22 protein-coding genes and 1 pseudogene are annotated in these 20,823 nt (G+C 71.8%); 5 read left to right on the forward strand and 18 right to left on the reverse strand.

Translation table 11 applies throughout. The features are described 5' to 3' along the window. Nucleotides 1–62: 62 nt before the first annotated feature. Nucleotides 63–524 (reverse strand): annotated as a pseudogene (locus tag ACYVLJ_RS26610) (GtrA family protein); the annotation flags it as partial. Between the two features lie 86 nt (nt 525–610). Between ACYVLJ_RS26610 and ACYVLJ_RS26615 the strand changes: the two are divergent. After that, a complete protein-coding gene (locus tag ACYVLJ_RS26615; RefSeq protein ID WP_451983945.1) occupies nt 611–1,129 on the forward strand; it encodes a hypothetical protein in 519 nt (172 codons plus the stop codon). A 56-nt stretch (nt 1,130–1,185) separates the two neighbouring features. Here ACYVLJ_RS26615 and ACYVLJ_RS26620 read toward each other — a convergent pair whose 3' ends face one another. The 10 genes from ACYVLJ_RS26620 to ACYVLJ_RS26665 form a co-directional block, all read right to left on the reverse strand. Then, nucleotides 1,186–1,632 carry a tetratricopeptide repeat protein gene (locus ACYVLJ_RS26620; RefSeq protein WP_460440755.1) on the reverse strand — a complete coding sequence of 149 codons (447 nt, stop codon included), beginning with the start codon at nt 1,630–1,632 and terminating at the stop codon, nt 1,186–1,188. After that, the gene (dapB, locus tag ACYVLJ_RS26625) at nt 1,629–2,369 is read right to left on the reverse strand and encodes a 4-hydroxy-tetrahydrodipicolinate reductase (protein WP_460440756.1); all 741 of its coding nucleotides are present in this window, start codon (nt 2,367–2,369) and stop codon (nt 1,629–1,631) included. The genes ACYVLJ_RS26620 and dapB overlap by 4 nt, the downstream gene beginning before the upstream one ends. Then, nucleotides 2,366–3,730, reverse strand: coding sequence for a M16 family metallopeptidase (locus ACYVLJ_RS26630; RefSeq protein WP_460440757.1), 1,365 nt, complete (start codon nt 3,728–3,730; stop codon nt 2,366–2,368). Before ACYVLJ_RS26630 ends, dapB begins: the two co-directional genes overlap by 4 nt. Nucleotides 3,731–3,804: 74 nt before the next feature. After that, nucleotides 3,805–6,051: a polyribonucleotide nucleotidyltransferase gene (locus ACYVLJ_RS26635; RefSeq protein ID WP_451983953.1), complete on the reverse strand. Its 2,247-nt coding sequence runs from the start codon at nt 6,049–6,051 to the stop codon at nt 3,805–3,807. Nucleotides 6,052–6,271: 220 nt separating this feature from the next. Further along, a complete protein-coding gene (rpsO, locus tag ACYVLJ_RS26640; protein WP_003084034.1) occupies nt 6,272–6,541 on the reverse strand; it encodes a 30S ribosomal protein S15 in 270 nt (89 codons plus the stop codon). Nucleotides 6,542–6,687: 146 nt separating this feature from the next. Continuing rightward, a complete protein-coding gene (thpR, locus tag ACYVLJ_RS26645) occupies nt 6,688–7,191 on the reverse strand; it encodes a 2'-5' RNA ligase family protein (RefSeq protein WP_460440758.1) in 504 nt (167 codons plus the stop codon). Continuing rightward, nucleotides 7,191–7,664, reverse strand: coding sequence for an XRE family transcriptional regulator (locus ACYVLJ_RS26650; RefSeq protein ID WP_451983957.1), 474 nt, complete (start codon nt 7,662–7,664; stop codon nt 7,191–7,193). Before ACYVLJ_RS26650 ends, thpR begins: the two co-directional genes overlap by 1 nt. 86 nt (nt 7,665–7,750) lie before the next feature. Beyond that, complete coding sequence (locus ACYVLJ_RS26655; protein WP_451983959.1) at nt 7,751–8,734, reverse strand: bifunctional riboflavin kinase/FAD synthetase; 984 nt, start codon at nt 8,732–8,734, stop codon at nt 7,751–7,753. Between the two features lie 28 nt (nt 8,735–8,762). Further along, complete coding sequence (gene truB / locus ACYVLJ_RS26660) at nt 8,763–9,668, reverse strand: tRNA pseudouridine synthase B (RefSeq protein WP_460440759.1); 906 nt, start codon at nt 9,666–9,668, stop codon at nt 8,763–8,765. A gap of 44 nt (nt 9,669–9,712) precedes the next feature. Then, nucleotides 9,713–11,038: an MFS transporter gene (locus ACYVLJ_RS26665; protein ID WP_451983963.1), complete on the reverse strand. Its 1,326-nt coding sequence runs from the start codon at nt 11,036–11,038 to the stop codon at nt 9,713–9,715. A 156-nt stretch (nt 11,039–11,194) separates the two neighbouring features. Here ACYVLJ_RS26665 and ACYVLJ_RS26670 point away from each other — a divergent pair, with 156 nt between their 5' ends. Then, nucleotides 11,195–11,998 carry an SDR family oxidoreductase gene (locus ACYVLJ_RS26670; protein WP_451983965.1) on the forward strand — a complete coding sequence of 268 codons (804 nt, stop codon included), beginning with the start codon at nt 11,195–11,197 and terminating at the stop codon, nt 11,996–11,998. A gap of 117 nt (nt 11,999–12,115) precedes the next feature. Here the strand turns inward: ACYVLJ_RS26670 and ACYVLJ_RS26675 are convergent, their stop codons facing one another. From ACYVLJ_RS26675 to ACYVLJ_RS26685, 3 genes are read right to left on the reverse strand one after another with little or no spacing between them, the layout of a single operon-like run. After that, on the reverse strand, nt 12,116–13,435 hold the full coding sequence (locus ACYVLJ_RS26675) for an MATE family efflux transporter (RefSeq protein ID WP_451984158.1): 1,320 nt from the start codon (nt 13,433–13,435) through the stop codon (nt 12,116–12,118). Between the two features lie 13 nt (nt 13,436–13,448). Continuing rightward, entirely contained in the window at nt 13,449–14,588 is a 1,140-nt protein-coding gene (locus ACYVLJ_RS26680; RefSeq protein ID WP_460440760.1) for a cytochrome P450 family protein, read from the reverse strand. Nucleotides 14,589–14,598: 10 nt separating this feature from the next. Then, the gene (locus tag ACYVLJ_RS26685; RefSeq protein WP_460440761.1) at nt 14,599–15,588 is read right to left on the reverse strand and encodes a DHH family phosphoesterase; all 990 of its coding nucleotides are present in this window, start codon (nt 15,586–15,588) and stop codon (nt 14,599–14,601) included. A gap of 25 nt (nt 15,589–15,613) precedes the next feature. Here ACYVLJ_RS26685 and ACYVLJ_RS26690 point away from each other — a divergent pair, with 25 nt between their 5' ends. Continuing rightward, nucleotides 15,614–16,645, forward strand: coding sequence for a TRM11 family SAM-dependent methyltransferase (locus ACYVLJ_RS26690; RefSeq protein WP_460440762.1), 1,032 nt, complete (start codon nt 15,614–15,616; stop codon nt 16,643–16,645). Here the strand turns inward: ACYVLJ_RS26690 and ACYVLJ_RS26695 are convergent. After that, entirely contained in the window at nt 16,642–17,778 is a 1,137-nt protein-coding gene (locus tag ACYVLJ_RS26695; protein WP_460440763.1) for a flotillin family protein, read from the reverse strand. The genes ACYVLJ_RS26690 and ACYVLJ_RS26695 overlap by 4 nt on opposite strands. An 8-nt stretch (nt 17,779–17,786) precedes the next feature. Next, complete coding sequence (locus ACYVLJ_RS26700; RefSeq protein WP_451983973.1) at nt 17,787–18,014, reverse strand: hypothetical protein; 228 nt, start codon at nt 18,012–18,014, stop codon at nt 17,787–17,789. A gap of 131 nt (nt 18,015–18,145) precedes the next feature. On the opposite strand from ACYVLJ_RS26700, the gene ACYVLJ_RS26705 reads away from it, so the two are divergent. Together ACYVLJ_RS26705 and ACYVLJ_RS26710 are read left to right on the forward strand one after the other, a co-directional pair. Continuing rightward, nucleotides 18,146–18,688 carry a TetR/AcrR family transcriptional regulator gene (locus ACYVLJ_RS26705; RefSeq protein ID WP_460440764.1) on the forward strand — a complete coding sequence of 181 codons (543 nt, stop codon included), beginning with the start codon at nt 18,146–18,148 and terminating at the stop codon, nt 18,686–18,688. After that, the gene (locus tag ACYVLJ_RS26710; RefSeq protein ID WP_460440765.1) at nt 18,685–19,305 is read left to right on the forward strand and encodes a class I SAM-dependent methyltransferase; all 621 of its coding nucleotides are present in this window, start codon (nt 18,685–18,687) and stop codon (nt 19,303–19,305) included. Before ACYVLJ_RS26705 ends, ACYVLJ_RS26710 begins: the two co-directional genes overlap by 4 nt. 199 nt (nt 19,306–19,504) lie before the next feature. On the opposite strand, the gene ACYVLJ_RS26715 is transcribed toward ACYVLJ_RS26710, so the two are convergent. Both ACYVLJ_RS26715 and rbfA read right to left on the reverse strand, forming a co-directional pair. Continuing rightward, complete coding sequence (locus ACYVLJ_RS26715) at nt 19,505–20,329, reverse strand: alpha/beta hydrolase (RefSeq protein ID WP_460440766.1); 825 nt, start codon at nt 20,327–20,329, stop codon at nt 19,505–19,507. A gap of 4 nt (nt 20,330–20,333) precedes the next feature. Next, nucleotides 20,334–20,810, reverse strand: coding sequence for a 30S ribosome-binding factor RbfA (rbfA, locus tag ACYVLJ_RS26720; protein WP_451983979.1), 477 nt, complete (start codon nt 20,808–20,810; stop codon nt 20,334–20,336). Nucleotides 20,811–20,823 lie beyond the last annotated feature (13 nt).

Raw genomic sequence — 20,823 nt, forward strand, 5'->3', positions numbered from 1 at the left:
CGGAACACCACCCACCGCAGCACCGAGTACATGAACACGCCCTCGCAGGCGCCCGCGAGCACCCGTGACAGGTGGTATTCGACGCCCAATGCCGTCAGGCCCGCGCCCACACCCAGCAAAAACGCCGCATAATTGACACCAATCGCACCTATGTAAAGCACGAGTTGCATTCCGACCGCGGCGCGGGAATGGAAGTTGAACGTCCGGTTCAGCACGAAGCTCAAGCCGAACGCGCAGACGTACGACAGCGTGATCGAAAGCCACACCGGCCAGCCGAGCAGACCGTGAAAAACGGTCAGCAGCCCCAAGTCGACGCCGAACGTGAACCCGTTGATGAGGCAGAAGCCCAGAAACGTCGGGGCCACGATCCGCGACAAACCCAGCGGCAGGACACGCACGATCGCCCGGCACCGGGCGCCGAATCGGTCAGCGGGCGTGGTGAGGTGCTCGGCGGCCACCCCGTCAGCGTTCCAGCAGGAGGTGACCACCGGCCGTCCGGCAGGTGATCTTCTGGTGCGGACCACCCGCCGAACAGGGGGGTCAACCCCAGTGCGCGGGGATTTCGAACTGATAACTTGGAGTACGCGAACGAATTTCGGGAGGTGACACGATGAGCTGGATCCTGCTGACGCTGGGCGTCGCGTTCGGTTCGGCCATCGTGCCGCTGATCAACGCCGAAGTGTTCCTGATCGGGCTGTGCGCGAGCCAGCCCGGGCTGCACTGGCTCTGGCTCGGCGCGGCCGTCGCGGTCGGCCAGATCGCCGGGAAGTCGCTCTACTACCTCGCCGCGCGCGGCACGATCAAGCTGCCGAAGCCGCTGCACGACCGGCTGCACCGCGAGCGCCCGATGACGGCGCGGCGCGTGCGCTGGCAGCTGCGGACCAAGCGGGTGCGCGCCTGGCTCGAACGGCTGCGCGAGCGCTGCCACCGGCACCCGCACTGGATGGCCGGGACGTACGGCGTGAGCTCCCTCGTGGGCCTGCCGCCGTTCATGGCGACGAGCGTGCTGGCCGGCGTGGTGCGGATGCGGCTCGCGACGTTCCTGACCGCCGGCCTGGCCGGCCGGTGGATCCGCTTCAGCCTGATCGCCGCGTCCCCCGCGGTGTTCGCGGGCTGGCTGCACCACTGACCCCGGCCACCCGAGCCCGCATGCGGAGGTGCGCTCCTACCGCAGTTGTCGCGGGGTCAGTGGTCGGCGGCTTCCAGCTCGACGGCCTTCTTCATCGTCTCGCGCGCCCGGCGGCGGTCCCCCGCGATGTCGTAGGCGTACGCGAGCTTGTACCAGACCCGCCAGTTCTCCTGGTCGGCTTCGACCTCCGCGCGGCGCTCCTGGAACCACGCGTCGGCCGCGTCGCGGTCCACCCGGCCCGAAGGGCGGCGCGGCAGGTCCGAGACGTCCGGGAGGGCACCCTCCGCGTCGAGCCGCCGGGAGAGCCGCTGGACCTGCACGCCGCTGCGCCAGGTCACCACGATGATCCACACGCCGAGGATCGGCAGCAGCAGCACGCCGATCCCCAGCGCGATCCCGGCCCCCGTGCCGGACCCGAAGAGCGCGAACGCCCGGTCGGCCAGCAGGACCAGGTAGACGACCAGCGCCGCCGTCATCAGCAGCGCGACGTTGCGGGCCCTCACAGGTCGAGGACGTTTTCCAGGCCGACCGTCAGGCCGGGACGCGTCACCACGGTGCGCACGCCGAGCAGCACGCCCGGCATGAACGACGTCCGGTCGAGCGAGTCGTGCCGGATGGTCAGGGTCTCCCCCTCGCCGCCGAACAGGATCTCCTCGTGCGCGACCAGGCCCGGGAGCCGGACCGAGTGCACGTGGACGTCCTCGACCGACGCGCCGCGGGCGCCGTCCAGCTCCGCCGTCGTCGCGTCCGGGCCCGGCTCCACGCCCGCCTCGGCGCGCGCGGCGGCGATCATCCGGGCGGTGTGCGCGGCGGTGCCCGAAGGCGCGTCGGCCTTGCGGTTGTGGTGCAGCTCGATGATCTCCGCGGACGCGTAGAACTTCGCCGCCTGGGCCGCGAAGCGCATCGCGAGAACCGCGCCCAGCGCGAAGTTCGGCGCGATCAGCACCCCGAGCGACGGCTTCGGCTCGAGCAGGGAACGCAGTGACGCCAACCGGTCTTCGCTGAAGCCCGTCGTGCCGACGACCGCGTGGATGTCGTGCTCCACCAGGTACTTCAGGTTGTCCATGACGGCTTCGGGGTGGGTGAAGTCCACGACCACCTCGGCCTCGGCCAGCGCCGCGAAGTCGTCGCCCGCGTCCAAGGCCGCGACGAGCTTCAGGTCCGAAGCACCTTCGACGGCGTTCACCACCGTCGCACCCATCCGGCCGCGCGCGCCGAGCACACCGACGTTGATGGTCATGAAGCGATCACCTCGTGCAGGTCGTCAGGAAGGTCGTCGGCGTGAGCGTACGGCCCCACGACCGCCGCCGCCGAGACCCCGCCCGGTCGTGCGAACAAACTGCGAGCGAGCGCACACACGTCCTCGGTCGTGACGGCGTCGATGCGCGCGATCGTCTCGTCGACGCTCAGGTAGCGGCCGTAGTTGAGCTCGCTCTTGCCGATCCGCGACATCCGCGACGACGTGTCCTCCAGCCCGAGCACGATCCCGCCGCGCAGCTGGCCCTTGGCGCGGGCCACTTCGGCTTCGGTCAGGCCGTCGACGCCGACCTTGTCGAGGATCTCGCGGATGACGCCGGCGACGTCGCCGAGCTTCTCCGGCTGGCAGCCCGCGTACACGGCCATGTGCCCGGTGTCGGCGTAGCTCGCCACCGACGAGTACACCTGGTAGGCGAGCCCGCGCTGTTCGCGGATCTCCTGGAACAGCCGCGACGACATGCCCCCGCCGAGCGCGGCGTTGAGGACCGAAAGCGCGAAGCGGCGCTCGTCGTGGCGCGACAGCGACCGCAGGCCGAGCATGACGTGCGCCTGCTCGGTGTCGTCGGTGTGCAGCGCGAGCTTCGGGAGCGTCTTGATCCGCGCCCGGCCCTCGCGCGGCGCGACCGGGGTCGCGGTGCCGGTCAGCTTGTCCCGCAACGCCCTGCGCACCAGCCGGAGCACCTGGCCGTGGTCGACGTTCCCGGCCACGGCCAGCACCATCCGGGGCAGCGTGTACCGGCGCTTGTAGAAGTTCCGCAGCGCCGCGGGCGCCATCCCGATGATCGACTTCTCGGTGCCGAGCACCGGGCGGCCGAGCGGGTGGTCGCCGAGGATCGCGCTGACGAACGTCTCGTGCAGGAGGTCCTCGGGGTCGTCGTCGCGCATCGAAATCTCTTCGAGGACGACGCTGCGTTCCATGTCCATGTCGCGGTCGGTGCAGAGCGCCTCGAACACGACGTCGGTGACCAGGTCGACGGCCAGCGGGAGGTCGGCGTCGAGCACCTGCGCGTAGTAGCAGGTGTGTTCCTTCGCCGTGAAGGCGTTGAACTCGCCGCCGACCGCGTCGATCTCCTCGGCGATCTGCGTGGCGTCGCGGTTCTTCGTGCCCTTGAACAGCAGGTGCTCGAGGTAGTGCGCTGCGCCGGCGACGGCCACCGGCTCGTCGCGGGAGCCGATGCCCACCCACAGCCCGACCGTGGCCGAGCGGGACGCCGGGACGTGCTCGGTGATCACCCGCAGGCCACCGGGGAGGACGCTGCGCCTGACGACCGCACCGTCCGGAGTGGACTCGAGCGTGCGGGTGGTGCCGACGGGCTGCTCGTGCCCGGAAACCTGCCGTGCCATGGGTTCCTTACTCACGATGCCGTGAAGGCCCCCTCGCCGGGGAAACGGCGAGAGGGCCTTCGACGGAGCTGGTCTTACTTGGCGTCGGCCTTCTCGGCGTCGGCCTTGGGCGCGTCGGCCGGAGCGGCTTCGTCCTCCTTGACCACGATCAGGCTGATCTTGCCGCGGTTGTCGATGTCGGCGATCTCGACGCGGAGCTTGTCGCCCACGTTGACCACGTCCTCGACCTTGGCGATCCGCTTGCCGTTGCCCAGCTTCGAGATGTGCACCAGGCCGTCCTTGCCCGGCAGCAGCGAGACGAACGCGCCGAACGCGGCCGTCTTCACCACGGTGCCGAGGAAGCGCTCGCCGACCTTGGGCAGCTGCGGGTTGGCGATGGCGTTGATCTTGTCGATCGCCGCCTCCGCCGACGGGCCGTCGGCCGCGCCCACGTAGATCGTGCCGTCGTCCTCGATGGAGATGTCGGCGCCGGTCTCCTCGGTGATCGAGTTGATCATCTTGCCCTTCGGGCCGATGACCTCGCCGATCTTGTCCACCGGGATCTTCACGCTGGTGACGCGCGGGGCGTACGGGCTCATCTCGTCCGGGCCGTCGATCGCCTCGGCGATGACCTCGAGGATGGTGAGACGGGCGTCCTTCGCCTGCTTCAGCGCGGCGGCGAGCACCTCGGAGGGGATGCCGTCGAGCTTCGTGTCCAGCTGCAGCGCGGTGATGATGTCCTTGGTGCCCGCGACCTTGAAGTCCATGTCGCCCAGGGCGTCCTCGGCGCCGAGGATGTCGGTCAGCGCGACGTAGCGCGTCTCGCCGTCGACCTCGTCGGACACCAGGCCCATCGCGATGCCCGCGACCGGCGCCTTCAGCGGCACGCCGGCGTTGTACAGGCCCATCGTGGACGCGCAGACCGAGCCCATCGACGTCGAGCCGTTGGAGCCCAGCGCCTCGGAGACCTGGCGGATCGCGTACGGGAACTCGTCCCGCTTCGGCAGCACCGGCACCAGGGCGCGCTCGGCGAGCATGCCGTGGCCGATCTCGCGGCGCTTCGGCGAACCGACGCGGCCGGTCTCACCGGTGGAGAAGGGCGGGAAGTTGTAGTGGTGCAGGTAGCGCTTGGTCGTCTCCGGCGAGAGGGAGTCGATCTGCTGCTCCATGCGGAGCATGTTCAGCGTGGTGACGCCCAGGATCTGGGTTTCGCCGCGCTCGAACAGCGCCGAGCCGTGCGCCCGCGGGATCACGGCGACCTCGGCCGAGAGCGACCGGATGTCGGTGAGGCCACGGCCGTCCATGCGGATCTTCTCCGTCAGGACGCGCTGGCGCATGATCTTCTTCGTCAGGGCCTTGAACGCCCCGCCGATCTCCTTGTCACGGCCCTCGAAGGCCTCGCCCTCGCCCAGGCCGACCTTCTCCAGGACGGCGGCCTTGACCTCGTCGGTCGCGCGGTCGCGGTCCTGCTTGCCGGCGATCTGCAGCGCGCGGGCCAGGTCGTCGGTGGCGATCGCCGCGACGGCCTCGTAGACGTCCGGCTGGTAGGCCGGGTAGACCGGGAAGTCGCCGGTCGGCTTGGCGGCCTCGGCGGCCAGGCGCTGCTGCGCCTCGCACAGGACCTTGATGAACGGCTTGGCGGCCTCGAGGCCCGCGGCGACCGCGGCCTCGTCCGGCGCGGTGCCGCCGGCGGCGATCAGGTCGAGCGTGTGCTCGGTGCCCTCGGCCTCGACCATCATGATCGCGACGTCGTCACCGACGATGCGGCCGGCCACGACCATGTTGAAGGTCGCCTTCTCCAGCTGCGACCAGGTCGGGAACGCGACCCACTGGCCCTCGATCAGGGCGACGCGGACGCCGCCGACCGGGCCGGAGAACGGCAGGCCCGCGATCTGGGTGGAGGCCGACGCGGCGTTGATCGCCAGCACGTCGTACGGGTCGTCCGGGTTGAGGCTCTGGACGGTGATGACGACCTGGATCTCGTTGCGGAGACCGTCGGTGAACGACGGGCGCAGCGGCCGGTCGATCAGGCGGGCGGTCAGGATCGCGTCGGTCGACGGGCGGCCCTCGCGGCGGAAGAACGCGCCGGGGATGCGGCCCGCGGCGTACATGCGCTCTTCGACGTCCACGGTCAGCGGGAAGAAGTCGAAGTGCTCCTTCGGGTGCTTCGACGCGGTCGTCGCCGAGAGCAGCATGGTCTCTTCGTCGAGGTACGCGACCACGGCGCCGGCGGCCTGCTTGGCCAGGCGGCCCGTCTCGAAGCGGACGGTGCGGGTGCCGAACCGGCCGTTGTCGATCACGGCTTCGGTCTCGTGCACGGTGACTCCGGTGGAGTCGGTCATAGACAGTTCTCCTCTTTGGTTCCTCTGTACGGCGCGAGTCTCCCACCCTGGGACCCGTTTCGCCTGAGGACGCTCGAGGAATGAGGCCGGTCTTCGATCGAAGCCCCCGGGACGCTTCCCGGGAACCACTACCGAGGACCGGCGGACGGACCCTCGTGCGCGCTCGCGCCGTTTTGTGGCGAGGGGGAGCGACCGCGTGGTCACTCCCCCTCGGGTAAAGCTATCGGCGCAGGCCGAGGCGCTGGATCAGCGCACGGTAACGCTCGATGTCCACCTTCATCACGTAGTTCAGCAGCCGGCGGCGACGGCCGACCAGCAGCAGGAGCCCGCGACGGGAGTGGTGGTCGTGCTTGTGAGCCTTGAGGTGCTCGGTGAGGCCGACGATCCGCTTGGTCAGCAGCGCGACCTGGGCCTCGGGGGATCCCGTGTCCGAGTCGTGCACGCCGTACTCGGCCAGGATCGACTTCTTCTCTTCGGTGGACAGCGCCACTTGTGTTGCTCCTCGAAATAATCAGTGCCGTGCGGCCCCGGACGCCGGATGCACGCCGGGAAGACGGTCACGGCCGCCACGGACTGCAGCCGGACCCGATCATTGAGGTTACCAGCCCGCTGAACAGCGGCTTCAGCCGCGTGTCGTCAGCCGCGGTCCAGCCCGAACGAACGGGCCACCCGGTAGCGGACGCCGCCCCGGTCCCGCTCGCTGGTCATCAACGCCACCTCGGCGGCGGACCAGCTGCGGCTGGTGAAACCCGAGAACCGTTCGGTCCAACGCGCGGCGAGCCCGGGTTCTTCCCGGGGGAACCGCGCGAGCGTCAGGTGGGCCCGGTACGGCCGGTCCTCGGCGCCGGCTCCCGCGGCGATCGCCAGGGGCGTCAGCTCCGGTCCGGCGACAGTCAACCACAGCACCCCGGGGAACGTCGCGGCCTTTTCCAGCCGGACGTCGACGGCGGGCCGCCCGGCCAGCCGCCCGGCCAGCCAGGCCGCGCGGGTGTCCGGGTCGTCCGATCCGTAGTAGGCGAGGGTGACGTGCCAGCGCTCCGGCGGCTCCCAGCGCAGGCCGTCCCCCGGCTCGCCGCGGGCCTCGGCGACCGCCTCGACCACGTCGTCCGGCGGCAGCAGCGCGCTGAACAGGACCGGCATCAGGCGCCGTTGCCCGCCCTGCGGAGCAGGTCGGCCAGCGCCGGGAAGTCGTCGTCGAGCCGCTTGGCGGCCTCGCCCAGGTCTTCGTCCTCGGCCAGGTCGCGCAGGTAGGCGAGCACCTTCTGGTCTTCGGAGACCACCGGGATGTTGTCGCGGCCGACGGTGGGCCGCGAGTCGCGGACGTCCTCGAGGGCGGCCAGCATCGCGTCGCGGTTGCCGGCGGCGACCTCGGGCACGAGGATCTTGCGCTCGAGCATGATCATCCTGGCCAGCACGACCGGGTTGCCGATCTTCGCCCGCCGCCCGCTCATCACCTGGCTGAGCATGGGGGCGCTGATCCCGAGGACCTCCGCCAGGAACGCCTGCGAAACGTCGAACGCGACGACGAGCCGGCGCACCCGGTCGCCGAGCGGCTCCCCGTACCACTCGCGCTGCAACGCGATGTTCCGCTGGACGATCTTGTGGTCCTCCACCAGTTCCGCTCCCCCTTTGTCGGTTGCGCACACACCGTCCGTGAGCATCTTGCCATCGCTGTCACGTGCGTGAACGTGAATTGCCCCTATTCGCCCCCGGTCGGGGCGTCCGGGGGCACCTCCAGTGCCTTTCTCGTCTCGATCACGTCGTCGTCGATCTGCGTGACCAGCCCGGCCGAGTCGGCGAAGCGGACCTGGTCGCGCAGGCGCGTCACGAAGTCGATCGCCACGTGCTGGCCGTAGAAGTCCTCGTCGACGTCGAGGACGAACGCCTCGACCGTCCGCTCGCGCCCGGAGAACGTTGGGTTCGTGCCCACCGAGACGGCGGCGCGCAGCCGGCGCTTCGGGTCGGCCGAGCGGGTGAACCAGGCGCTGTAGACGCCGTCGGCCGGGACGGCGGCGAAGCGCGGCGTCGACAGGTTGGCCGTCGGGTAGCCGAGTTCGTGGCCGCGGCCGTCGCCGCGGACGACGATGCCCTCCAGCCGGTGCGGGCGGCCGAGCGCCTCGGCGGCGGCGACCACGTCGCCGGCGTCGATGCACGAGCGGACGTAGGTGCTCGAGAAGGTGATCGCCGACTGGTCCTGTTCGGACAGTTCCTTGCCCTGCAGTTCGGCGCCGTACGCGGCGAAGCCGAACCGGCGGCCGAGGGTGCGCAGCATCGCGACGTCACCCGCCGCCTTGGCGCCGAAGGTGAAGTTGTCGCCGACGACGACGGCGGCCGCGTGCAGCCGGTCGACGAGCACCTCGTGCACGAACTCCTCGGGCAGCAGCCGGGACAGCTCCAGGGTGAACGGCAGCACGCAGAAGACGTCGACGCCGAGGCTTTCGACGATTTCCGCCTTGCGCCGCAACGTGGTCAGCTGCGCCGGGTGGCTGCCCGGGCGCAGCACCTCCGACGGGTGCGGGTCGAACGTCAGCATCACGCTCGGCAGCCCGCGTTCGGCCGCCGCCGCGACGGTCCGGCTGATCAGCTCCTGGTGCCCTCGATGGACCCCGTCGAACACGCCGATGGTGACCACACACCGGCCCCAGCCGCCGGGGAGGTCCCCCAGCCCACGCCACCGCAGCACGTCAGACTCCCGTCTCTCACCGGCCACCCTAGGCGGGCAGCAACACCACCACTGCGCGGGACACACCTTGTTCGTCGGCGGCCAGGGCGAGCACCCGGCCGTCGGGTCCGAAGAGGCCGTACGTGCCTTCGAGGCCGGCCGCGGGGATGCGCTGGCCGTGCCGGACCGCCTTCGCCGTGGCCGCGTCGAGGTCGCGCCGCGGGAAGGCCGCGGCGACCGCGGCGTCGAGGTCCAGGCTCAGCTCGGGCTGCTCCTCGAGCTGGTCGAGCGTGCGCGCCCTGGCCAGCGTGAACGGGCCGACCGTGGTGCGCCGCAGCGCCTTGAGGTGGCCGCCGACGCAGAGGTCCGCGCCGAGGTCACGGGCCAGGGCGCGGACGTAGGTGCCGGACGAGCACTCGACGACGGCGTCGACCTCGACGTGGTCGTCCTCGTGCCGGACGGCGAGCACGTCGAAGCGGTAGACGGTGACCGGGCGCGGCGGGAGGACGACGTCCTCGCCGGCGCGGACACGGGCGTAGGCGCGCTTGCCGTCGATCTTGACGGCGCTGACCGCGCTCGGCACCTGCTGGATGGCGCCGGTCAGCTTTTCGACGCCGCTCGCGATGTCTTCGTCCGTGGTCGCCCTGGTGTCCGCGGTCGTGAGGACCTCGCCCTCGGCGTCGTCGGTCGTCGTGCTGCTGCCGAGGCTCAGGGTGGCCAGGTAGGTCTTGCGGTCGAGCGCCAGGTGGCCGAGCAGCTTGGTGGCGCGCTCGATGCCGAGCACCAGCACGCCGGTCGCCATCGGGTCGAGCGTGCCGGCGTGCCCGACCTTGCGGGTGCCCATGATCCGGCGGGCGCGGGCGACGACGTCGTGCGACGTCATGCCGGCAGGCTTGTCGACGATCAGCAGACCGGGCGGCGGGGCGGGACGGCGGGGCGGTTTGGGGCTCGACACGCGGCAAACCCTAGCGGCCGCCGGTCGTGGTTCGATCAGGCCGTTCAGGCCGCGACGATCGGCGTCTCGGGTAAGGCGGCGTCCCAGCGGCGGCGGGTGATCCGCACCGGCAGCTCCTCGCCGCGTGCCTCGGCGAGGAACAGGTGGGCGCGCGTGCGGCGCCACCACACGAGCATCCGGACCGTGCCCAGCGCGAGGATCGCGACGATCGCCAGCAGCGAGACGCGGAAGTTCCCGCCCGTCCACTGCAGGAACACGCCGACGCCGAGCGCGGCGATGGTCGTCGCCACGAAACCGCCGACGTTGACCACGCCGGTCGCGGTGCCGACGCGGCTGAGCGGGTTGTAGTCGCGGGCGAGCGCGAACCCGATCATCGAGGCCGGGCCGCCGAGGGCGAGGAAGGCGAACGCGGGCACCAGCACCGGCACGGGCACCTGACCCGGCCAGCCGAGCAGCACGGCCCAGATCAGCGCGGCGCCGCCGATGTACCCGCCGACCAGCGGCATCCGCAGCGAAGGGTGGCGGCCGATCACGCCGCCGAGCAGCGGTCCGCCGGCCATCGACCCGAAGACGAACACGGTGAGCAGGGCACTGGCCGTGGCCTTCGACTGCCCCTGGCCCTGCACCAGCCACGGGACGCCCCACAGCAGGGTCAGGGCGTTGGGGGCGAACATCGTGCTGAAGTGGACCCAGAAGCCCAGGCGCGTGCCGGGCGTCCGCCACGCCTCGGCGACCTGGTGGGCGAGCTGGCGCGGGGGGACGGCTTCGCGGACCGGCTCCGGCACGCCGGCCGGGACGTCGCGCACGCGCAGGGCCACGACGACGGTGTAGAGGACCGTGATCGCGCCGACGGCGAGGAAGGTGGGCGTCCAGCCCGCGCCGTCGAGGAGGAGCGCGAGCGGGACGGTGGCGGCGAGGTTGCCGATGTAGCCGACGGCCGCGGTGAACGACGTCAGCAGCGCGTACTGGCGGCCCGGGAAGTGGGCCGCGACCAGGCGCAGCACGCTGACGAAGGTGAGCGCGTCGCCGAGACCGAGCACGCCGCGGGCGAGCAGGCCGAGGCCGTAGGAGTGGGCGACGCCGAGGAGGAGCTGGCCGGCGCCGAGCACCAGCACGGCGACGGTGAGGACGCGGCGGGGGCCGTAGCGGTCGACCAGGACGCCGGTCGGGATCTGCATCGCGGCGTAGACGCCGACCTGGAGGACGGTGAACGTCCCGAGCGCGGCCGCGCCGACGCCGAAGCGCTCGGCCGCCTGCAGCCCGGCGACGCCGAAGGAGGTGCGGTGGAAGACCGCGAGAAGGTAGACGGTGACGGCGGCGAGCCAGATGAGCCAGGACCGGGCGGTGGCGCGGCCGGTGGCGGGCGGCACAAGTTCCTCCAGGGTTTTCGCGTTCGGGGCACAGGACGCCCACGCTGCCGTCCCTAGTACTTGTAGCGCCTAAGCAACGACGAAACATAGCTGTTATCCCGGTGGCGTTCACCACATGGTTCGATGTGAATCTCATTCATGTTCGGGGGTGGTGGCGTGACCGGACTGCGCGGGGCGCACGCGGTGATCACGGGCGGGTCCAGCGGGATCGGCCTGGCGACGGCGGCCGCGCTGGCCTCGCGCGGCGCGTCGGTTTCGCTCGTGGCCCGGGACGAGTCGCGGCTGCGGAAGGCCTCGGTGTCGCTGAAGTCACGCGGGTTCGCGGTCCGGACGGCCGTGGCCGACGTCTCCTCGCAGGCCGAAGTCGCGGAAGCGTTCTCGGCGCTGGAGGCGGCCGCGGGGCCGTGCGACGTGCTGGTGACGTCGGCGGGCCAGGCGCGTCCGGGCGAGTTCCTGGAGCTGGACGACGAGGTGTTCCGGCGGATGGTGGAGGTCGACTACTTCGGGACGCTGCACGCGGTCCGGGCCGTGGCGCCGTCGATGGTCCGGCGCGGCGCCGGCTCGATCGTCGCGATCTCGTCGGCGGCCGCGGTGCTCGGGATCTACGGGTACACCGCGTACGCGCCGGCGAAGTTCGCGGTCCGCGGGCTGATGGAGGCGTTGCGGGACGAGCTGAACCCGGCCGGGGTGCACGTCGCGTGCGTGTACCCGCCGGACGTCGACACGCCACAGCTGGCGGAGGAGAACCGCTGGAAGCCGCGGGAGACGGCCGCGATCAGCGGCACGATCCGCCCGATGCCGCCGGACGCCGTCGCCTCGGCGATCGTCCGGGCGGTGGAGCGGAAGCGCTACGCCGTCTACCCGGACCGGTCGGTGGCCCTGCTCGCCGCCCTCGGCCCGCTCGTCGCCCCGGTCCTGCGCCGTCTGGTGGACCGCCGAGTCCGCCAAGCCCGTGTGTGAGGAGGCATCACACGTGATTGAACGGGCATCACGTGTGATTGGAGAGGCATCACGGTGATGCCCGCCTGATCACGCGTGATGCCTCTCTGGACACGCGTGATGCCTGTTGGCGCACGGTCAGGTGGGGCGGATCGCGCCCGTCACGGCCCAGTTTCCCGAGCGCCAGCGGGCCAGGACGAACGCCAGGCGCAGGACCATGAACAGCGAAAGCCCGGTCCAGATGCCCGTCAGGCCCCAGCCGAAGCCCAGGGACGCCCAGATCAGCGGCAGGAAGCCGAGTGCCGCGCTGCCGAGGGTCGCGTTGCGGAGGAAGGCCGCGTCGCCCGCGCCGAGCAGGACGCCGTCCAGCGCGAAGACCACCCCCGCGATCGGCTGGAGGGCCACGAAGAACCACCACGCGTGCGGGATCTCCGCCAGCACGCCCGGATCGGACGTGAACGCGTGCGGCAGCACCCACGACAGCGCCGCGAACAGCACGCACAGGAAGCACCCCAGCAGCAGCCCGTACCCGGTGATCTGCGCCGCGACCCCGCGCGCCTGCCGCGCCGAGTTGGCCCCCAGGGCCGAGCCGACCAGGGACTGCGCGGCGATCGCCACCGAGTCCAGCACCAGGGCCAGGAACGTCCACAGCTGCAGCACCACCTGGTGCGCGCCGACCGCCTCCGTCGACGTCCGGGCCGCGACGGCCGCCGCCGAGACGAAGCACGCCTGGAACGCCAGGCTGCGCAGCACCAGGTCGCGGCCGAGGCCGAGCTGGGCGCGCATCACCTTGAAGTCCGGCCGCAGCCCGACCTTCTCGCGCACCAGCGCGGCGATGAACAGCGAAGCCGAGATCACCTGCGCGACGACGTTCGCGATCGCCGAGCCCTCCAGCCCGAGCCCGGCCCAGTAGACCAGCGCCGGGCACAGCACGGCCGAGATGCCGTTGCCCGCCAGCACGTACCGCAACGGCTTCGCGGCGTCCTGCACCCCGCGCATCCAGCCGTTGCCGGCCATGGTGACCAGGATCAGCGGCGCGCCGAACAACGCGATCCGCAGCCACGACACGGCCGCGGTCGCGATCTCGTCGCTGCCCGACAGCGCCCGCGCGACCGGCCAGGCCAGCAGCTGCCCGGCGACCAGCACGAACAGCCCGACCAGCAGGGCCAGCCACGTCGCCTGCAGGCCTTCGCGCACGGCGTCGGCCCGGCGGCCGGCGCCGTGGAGCCGCGCGGTGCGCGACGTCGTGCCGTACGACAGGAACGTCAGCTGCCCCGAGACCTGCGCCAGCACGACCCCGCCGAGCGCGAGGCCGGCGAGCGACAGCGCGTCGAGGTGGCCGACCACCGCGGTGTCGACCAGCACGTACAACGGCTCGGCGGCCAGCACCCCCAGCGCGGGCACGGCCAGCCCCAGCACGCGCTTGGCCGGGACGCGCTCCCGTTCCTCCACATTCACCACGAACCGGACTCTAACCGGCACCCCCGACAGTTCCGGACCGCGGGAAGCGCACGGGCAGGGCCCGCAGCGACCGGCTCCGGAACGCCGACCGCCACTCCAGCTCCGCGTACGGCACGGCCAGGGCCATGTCCGGGTACCGCGAGAACAACGCCGAGAGCCCCACCTCCAGCTCGAGCCGGGCCAGCGGCGCCCCGAGGCAGTAGTGCGGCCCGAACCCGAACCCGACGTGCGGGTTCTCGGCGCGGGACGGGTCGAAGACGTCGGCGTCGGGGAACACCGACGCGTCGCGGTGGGCCGAGGCCACCGCCAGCATCACCGTCTCCCCCGCCGGCACGGTCGTGCCGCCGATCTCGACGTCGACGACCGGGAACCGGCGGATCGCCAGCTGCAGCGGCGACGCGTACCGGACCAGCTCGTCCACAGTGGACGACGTGAGCCCGGCCGACAGCAGCTCCGCCAGGCCGTTGCCCAGCACGTGCACCACGTTCTCGTACCCGGCGAGCAGCAGCAGGAAGGCCGCGCTCAGCATCTCCTCGGCGCTCAGCGAGTCCGCGACGACGCTCAGCAGGTCGTAGGAAGGCGACTCGCGCTTCGCCTCCACCAGGGACGTCAGGAACGCGTACAGCGAGCCCATCGCCGAGCGCGCCCGCTCGGCGTCGGTCGGCACCAGAACCGCGTCCGTCCACTCGCGGAACAGCGTGACGTCGGCGGGCGGGACGCCGAGCAGCTCGCAGATCACCCGGATGGGCAGCGGCACGCAGAACTCGGCCAGCAGGTCCGCGCCGGTGACCGCGTCGGCCAGGGACGCCGCGATCCCCTCGACCGCCGGCCGCAGGGCCTCGACCCGGCGCGGGGTGAACGCGCGGCCGAGGATCCGCCGCAGCCGGGTGTGCTCGGGCGCGTCCAGGTTGAGCAGGTTCTTGTCCAGCGCCGGCGGCAGCGAGAGCCCGCGGTAGCCGGTGGCCGAGTGCGCCTTGTCCAGCGACAGCCGCGGGTCGGCCAAGCCCGCGCGGACGTCGTCGTAGCCGGTGACCAGCCAGACCGGCGAACCGTCCGGCGCCTCCGCCCGGTGCACCGGGCCTTCCGCGCGCAGCCGCGCGTACGCGCACACCGGGTCCTTCAGGAACTCCTCGTCGAACCGCACCACCACCCGGCCCAGCCTAGAGCAGGGGCGCGCGCTCCAAGGCCTCGCGCAGGCCCGCCAGGACCTCCTCGGCGGTGCCCGGAATCGTGCAGCCCGCGGCCTGCCGGTGCCCGCCGCCGCCGAACTCGGCGGCCACCGCCGAGACGTCGATCCCGATGCTGCGCAACGAGATCTGCCACTGCGCCGGGTTCGTCACGTCCTGTTTGAGCACCGCCGCGACCGCCGCTTCGCGCACCGAGCGGACGACGTCGATCACCGACTCGACCTCTTCGCCGCGCACCGTGCGCGCCGCGTCGACGCGGACCACCGCGTGCACGAAACCCCGGCCCTGCGCGGCTTCCGGCTCCAGCTCGGCCTCGCTCAGCACCGACGACAGCATCGGCAGCCACGAGAACGGCCGCTCGTCGACGATCCGCCGCACCACCAGCTCGGGGTCGACGCCCGCCTCCAGCAGCCGCGCCGCCATCCGGTGCGTTTCCGGGCTCGCCCGGCGGAACCCGCTCGTGTCGGTGACGATCCCCGCGTAGATCCCGCGCGCGATGGGCTCGTCCAGCTCGACGCCCATCGCGTCCAGGATCCGGAACACCAGGATCGCGCTGGCCTCGGCGCTCTCGTCGACCACGTTGCAGCCGCCGTAGTACGTGTTCGTCGCGTGGTGGTCGATCACCAGCACCTGCCCGGCCAGCTCGACGCGCCCGGCGAGCCGCCCCAGCCGCTTCGGCACCGGCGTGTCGACGCAGACCAGCAGCGCCTCGCTGTCCGGCAGGTCGTCGGGGTGGGTCAGCAGGCCGTCCTCGTCGAGCCACCGCAGCGTCTCCGGGGCCTCGTCGGGCTCGCCGAAGGAGACGCGGACACGGGCGCCGCGCCGGTGCAAAGCCCGGCCGAGGGCGAGCGCGCTGCCCAGGGCGTCCGCGTCGGGGCGGACGTGGCCGAGCACCGTCACGTCGGTGGCCGACGCGAGCAGCGCGGCCGCGTCACGGATGTCCTGCGCCAAAGTAGAGGTCACGGTGCGTCACGCTACGCTCTGCGGGATGCCTGAGTACGTGATCCTGGTCCACCCGTCCGCCAATCGGGTCTACGCCGCCTCCTCGCCCGCGCTGCTGCGCGCCGAGCTGGCGGTGTTCGGCACGGCGATGCCGGCCGAGCTGTCCGGGATCGAGGAGGTCGAGCTCGGCGGCGTCGGCTACGTGCGCTTCACCAGTTCGGCGCCCCTGGGCGAGCGCGACCTGGCGCTGCTGTCCAATTTGTCCGCGCTGTACGCGCTGTTCGAGCTCGGTGACGGCGTCCTGCGCCCGGTCACCGTGACGCCGCTGGCGAAGGCCGACTCGGACCTGCTGACCATCCAGAAGTACCCGGGCAAGACCAACGAGTCGTTCACGAAGCTCCTGCTGAACGTCACCCTGCTGGCGACCGCGGACCCGTTCCCGGGCAAGCCGCAGTACCTGCTCGACCCGCTGTGCGGCCGCGGCACCACGCTCAACCAGGCGATGATGTACGGCCTGCACGCCACCGGCCTGGACGTCGACGCCAAGGACTTCGAGGCCTACGAGGCGTTCATCAAGACGTGGCTGCGGACCAAGCGCGTCAAGCACACCGCCGAGTCGGGCCAGCTGCGGCGCAACAAGGTCCGGCTCGGCCGGCGGCTCGACATCGAGTACGCGCTGAGCAAGGAGGACTACAAAGCGGGCGACACGCGCAAGCTGACGTACTTCCAGGCCGACACGCTGACCACCGACGAGGTGCTGCGGGCGAACTCCTGCGACGTGATCGTCACCGACGCGCCGTACGGCGTGCAGCACGGCAGCCACCGCGAAGCCGGCCTGCAGCGCAGCCCGCGGGACCTGCTCGCGGCGGCCGTTCCCGTGTGGACCCGCGTGCTGCGGCCCGGCGGCGCGCTCGGCATCTCGTGGAACACCACCGTGCTGCCGCGCGAGGACCTCGTCGAGATCCTCCGGAAGGCCGGGCTCGACGTCCGCGAGGGCGGCCCGTGGGCGGAGTTCACCCACCGGGTGGACCAGGCCATCCTGCGTGACCTGGTCGTCGCGGTGAAGCCCGCCTCCTAACGCTCCGTCAGCTCCGCGGGCGCCTGACCGTTCGTTTCCGGCGCGGGGGCCGGCGGCGTGCCCAGGCCGCGCTTCACCGAGTCCAGAATGGACAGTCCCTGCCCGACGAGCCCCGCGGCCATCTCCCCGAGGCCGTCAGCACCGTTGAGGATGTTGACGTTCGCCCCGGACAGCCCGCGCCCGGCCTCCTTGACGATCTGCGGCAGCTGGTCGATGAGCATCCGGTCGAGCGCTACCCGGTTGTTCGACGCGGCCGCCTCCGCCTGCACGCGCATCCGCTCCGCCTCGGCCAGCGCGAGGATGCGGATCCGCTCGGCCTCCGCGTCGGCGGGCTTGATGACTTCGGCGACCAGCTGCTGCTGGCGCAGCTCGGCCTCGCGCTGCGCCAGTTCGGTGCGCGCGTCGATGACCTCCTGCTGCGCCTTGGCCTGCGCGAGCGGCCCGGCCTGGGCGGCCTCGGCCTGCGCAGCCTCGACTTCGGCGCGGTACTGCGCCTGCACGATCGACGTCTGCCGCGCGTACTCCGCCTGCGTCCGCTGGGACTTCTGCTCGGCCTCCGCCGCGGTCTGGTTCGCCACGGCCTGCGCGATCTGGGCGTCCCGCTGGATGGCGGCGTTGTGCGGCGCGGCCATGGCGGCGATGTAGCCGAGCTTCATGTCGTCGATCGACTGGATCTGCAGTGCGTCGACGGTGAGCCCGATCTTCGCCATCTCGACAGCCGAGCCGTCCAGCACCTCGGTCGCGAGCTTCTGCCGCTCGGTGATGATCTCCTCGACGGTCATCGACCCGATGATCGAGCGCAGGTGCCCGGCGAAGATCCGGCCGGTCAGCACGGACATCTGGTCCTGGTCGGAGAGGAACCGCTGGCCGGCGTTGACGATGCTCTCGGTGTCGTTGCCGACCTTGAACGCGATCACCGCCCGCACGGTCAGCGCGATGGCCTGTTTCGTGACGCACACTTCGGTCACTTCGGCTTCGTTCATGGAAAGCGTCAGGAACCGGACTTTCCGGAACACCGGCATGACGAACGCGCCGTGACCGGTGACGACCCGGAACGGCGACGTCCCCTTGCTGTGCTTGCCCCCCGAGATGAGCATGGCTTCGTTGGGGGCGGGAACGCGATATCCGAACATCGCTGTCCTTATTCAGATGGGTCCGAGGCGTCCCACGCCACGACGTCGACCGTGCGCCGGCCCCGGGTGTCCACGACCAGGACGGTCGTGCCCTTCGGCAGCTCCGTGTCGGACCAGGCCAGGAAGGTTTCCAAGCCACCCCGGATCCTGATCAGCACCTCCCCGGGGCCCCGCTGCCCGCGGGTGCCGACGAGGAGGACTCCGGTGCGGCCGGCCGGGGACAGGTCGGAGTGCATGCGCCGACCTCCCTCGATGGCCGTCTCGGTGCGGGTTCCCCCCGCTGGCACCATTGTGCTCCCGCCGGCCGCGGGCGGCAGGCACTGTGAGGTTCCGATCAGGAGGCAACCGGACGGCTATACTCCGGAGCGTGACCGTCGAGCAACGCCCCCTGCGCGCCGACGCCCGGCGCAACCGGGAGGCGCTCGTCGCGGCCGCGCGGGAGGTCTTCGGCGCCAAGGGCGTCGACGCCCCGCTCGACGAGATCGCTCGCCGGGCCGAGGTCGCGATCGGCACGCTGTACAACCGGTTCCCGACGCGGGCGGACCTGGTCGAGGCGGCGTTCCTGCCGACGCTGGAAGAGGCGCGGGCGATCGTCGACGAGGCTCTCGAGCGCGAGGACCCATGGGACGGCTTCGTGCTCTTCCTCGAGCGTTCGGTCCGCATGCAGGTCACCGACCGCGGGTTCACCGAGGTGTGCTCGCGGGCGTTCGAGCCTTCGTCGGGACTGGAGAAAGCCAAGCAGGCCAACGCTTCCCGGATCGACCGGATCGTCTCGCGCGCGCAGGAGGCCGGGGTGCTCCGGCCGGACTTCCGCGGCGAGGACCTGGCGATCGTGTTCGCCGCGGCGACGGCGACCCCGGACTGGCGGCGCGCGCTCGGCATCGTCCTCGACGGGCTGCGCGTCCGATGACCTGGCTCGCGGACACCCGCGCGTCGTACGACACGGTGGCTTCGAGCTACGCGGAGTTCGCGGCGGACGCCCTGTCGTCGCAACCGCACATGAAGGCGGCCATGACGTTGCTGGCCGGCCAGGTCGACGGCCCGATCGCGGACGTCGGCTGCGGCCCCGGCCATTTCACGGCCCACCTGGCTTCCCTGGGTGTCGAGGCGCTCGGCGTCGACCTTTCCCCGGCGATGATCGACCTGGCCCGGCAGACGCACCCGGAGCTGCGGTTCGAGGTGGGCTCGATGACGGACCTGCCGCTGCCCGACGCGTCGGTCGCGGGGGTACTGGCGTTCTGGTCCCTGATCCACGTTCCGGACGAAGACGTCCCGGCGACGCTCCGGCACTTCCGCCGCGTCCTGCGCCCGGGCGGCCACCTGGTGATCGGCTACCACGTCGGGGCGGGCACGCGCCTGAAGACGCAGGGCTACGGCCACCCGATGCGCGTGAACGTCCACCTCCGCCAGCCGTGGTGGCTCGCGAAGCGGGTGCGGGACGCCGGGTTCCGGATCGAAGCGGAGTGGGCACTCGACCCGGAAAGGGAAGTGTCGCAAGCGATCCTGTTCGCGTCGGTCCCGGACTAGGCGAACGACCGCTCGGCGAAGCTGATCCCGCCGCGCTCGGTGAGCGTGAGCACCTGCCGGGCCCCGTGCCGCGGCGGCGTGCGCAGTACTGCCGGAACGCGCGAGCCCGCAGCCGGAGGTCGAACGAGTGCCCTTCCAGGTGCCACCGGGAAGTCCTCGTCGGTCCAGACGGCCTTGGTCAGGCCGGAAGGCGGGTGCGTCACGACAACCGCTGCCCGACGAACTTCAGGACCTCCGGCAGGATCGCCCGCCAGTACGCGTCTTCGTGCTTTCCCGGAGAAAACCGGGCCACCGCCGGGTTCACCGTCTTCGCGAGCTTCCGGTCCGCGCCCACGAACGGGTCCGACTCGCCGCACCACACGCCCAGGCCGGCCGGGTGCAGGTCTCCGGTGTGCAGCAACGGTTCCTCGGCACGCCAGTTGTCCTCGCCCGAGAACACCTTGCGGCTGCGGGCATCCGGCCAGCTGACGAACAGCGCCGCGCTCGCCGTGGCCACCGCCTTCAGGTCCGGGTGCGCGCGGGCGAAGCGCAACGCGCCGAAGCCGCCCATCGAGATGCCGAACGCCGCCGATGCCGGGCGCAGGTCGCGGGCCGTCAGCCAGCCCGGGACCTCTTCGGTGAGCATGCGCTGGGGGTCGTCGCCGGAGCCGGTGTCGACCCAGTAGTGGTCGCCGTCCAGCGCCGCCACCGCGAACGGCGGGGTGCCCGCGCGGACCACCTGCGTCAACGCCGAAGGGACGTCCAGCGACAGGAACGTGCGGGCTCGCGCGCCGCGGCCGTGCAGGGCCAGGCACACCGGCAGCCCCGCTGACGGGACGCCTTCGGGCGTGATCAGCACCAGGTCGACGTCGGTACCGCGGGCGACGGACTTCATGCGCTGGACCGTCACCGGGTCGTGCAGGGCCGACGGGCGGGTCGGCTCCGGCACCGCGGGCGGCCCGGGTGGCGGGCCGGACGGCGCCGGCGAGCAGCCCGCCAGCAGCGTCAGAGCGCTGCCGGCGAGCAGGCCGCGGCGGGAGAGCACGGGGTCAGCCCCGGCTCTCCTCCTCCGCGAACTCGTCGTCGTCCGCCTCCTCGCGAGGCGCCTTGTACGGGTCGGCGTCGCCCGCGTGCTGGGCACCGGCCGAGCGCCGCGCGACCTCCGCGTCGGCCTCGCGGGCCTTGGCGAGGAGGTCTTCGATCCGCTTCGACTCTTCGGGGATCGTGTCGGCGACGAACGTCAGCGTCGGCGTGTAGCGGACGCCGGTGCCCTGCCCGACCTTGGTGCGCAGCACGCCGCGCGCCGATTCGAGCGCGGCGGCCGCCCCGGCGAAGTCCGGGACGGAGTCCAGCTTCTCCCCGAGCACCGTGTAGTAGACGGTCGCGTCGTGCAGGTCGCCGGTGACCTTCGTGTCCGTGATGGTCACGTGGTCCAGCCGCGGGTCCTTGACCTCGTGTTCGATCGCGGACGCCACGATCTGCGAGATCCGCTTGGCGAGCTTGCGAGCCCGAGCAGGATCAGCCATGTCGTTCTCCTAG

The organism is Amycolatopsis stemonae (assembly GCF_054781455.1).

What these genes read in the sequence shown, in the direction of transcription:
- ACYVLJ_RS26615 (WP_451983945.1), top strand. Translation starts at nt 611, where the DNA reads ATGAGCTGGATCCTGCTGACGCTGGGCGTCGCGTTCGGTTCGGCCATC.
- dapB (WP_460440756.1), bottom strand. Translation starts at nt 2,369, where the DNA reads ATGACCATCAACGTCGGTGTGCTCGGCGCGCGCGGCCGGATGGGTGCG.
- ACYVLJ_RS26630 (WP_460440757.1), bottom strand. Translation starts at nt 3,730, where the DNA reads ATGGCACGGCAGGTTTCCGGGCACGAGCAGCCCGTCGGCACCACCCGC.
- ACYVLJ_RS26635 (WP_451983953.1), bottom strand. Translation starts at nt 6,051, where the DNA reads ATGACCGACTCCACCGGAGTCACCGTGCACGAGACCGAAGCCGTGATC.
- thpR (WP_460440758.1), bottom strand. Translation starts at nt 7,191, where the DNA reads ATGCCGGTCCTGTTCAGCGCGCTGCTGCCGCCGGACGACGTGGTCGAG.
- ACYVLJ_RS26690 (WP_460440762.1), top strand. Translation starts at nt 15,614, where the DNA reads ATGCCTGAGTACGTGATCCTGGTCCACCCGTCCGCCAATCGGGTCTAC.
- ACYVLJ_RS26695 (WP_460440763.1), bottom strand. Translation starts at nt 17,778, where the DNA reads ATGTTCGGATATCGCGTTCCCGCCCCCAACGAAGCCATGCTCATCTCG.
- ACYVLJ_RS26700 (WP_451983973.1), bottom strand. Translation starts at nt 18,014, where the DNA reads ATGCACTCCGACCTGTCCCCGGCCGGCCGCACCGGAGTCCTCCTCGTC.
- ACYVLJ_RS26710 (WP_460440765.1), top strand. Translation starts at nt 18,685, where the DNA reads ATGACCTGGCTCGCGGACACCCGCGCGTCGTACGACACGGTGGCTTCG.
- rbfA (WP_451983979.1), bottom strand. Translation starts at nt 20,810, where the DNA reads ATGGCTGATCCTGCTCGGGCTCGCAAGCTCGCCAAGCGGATCTCGCAG.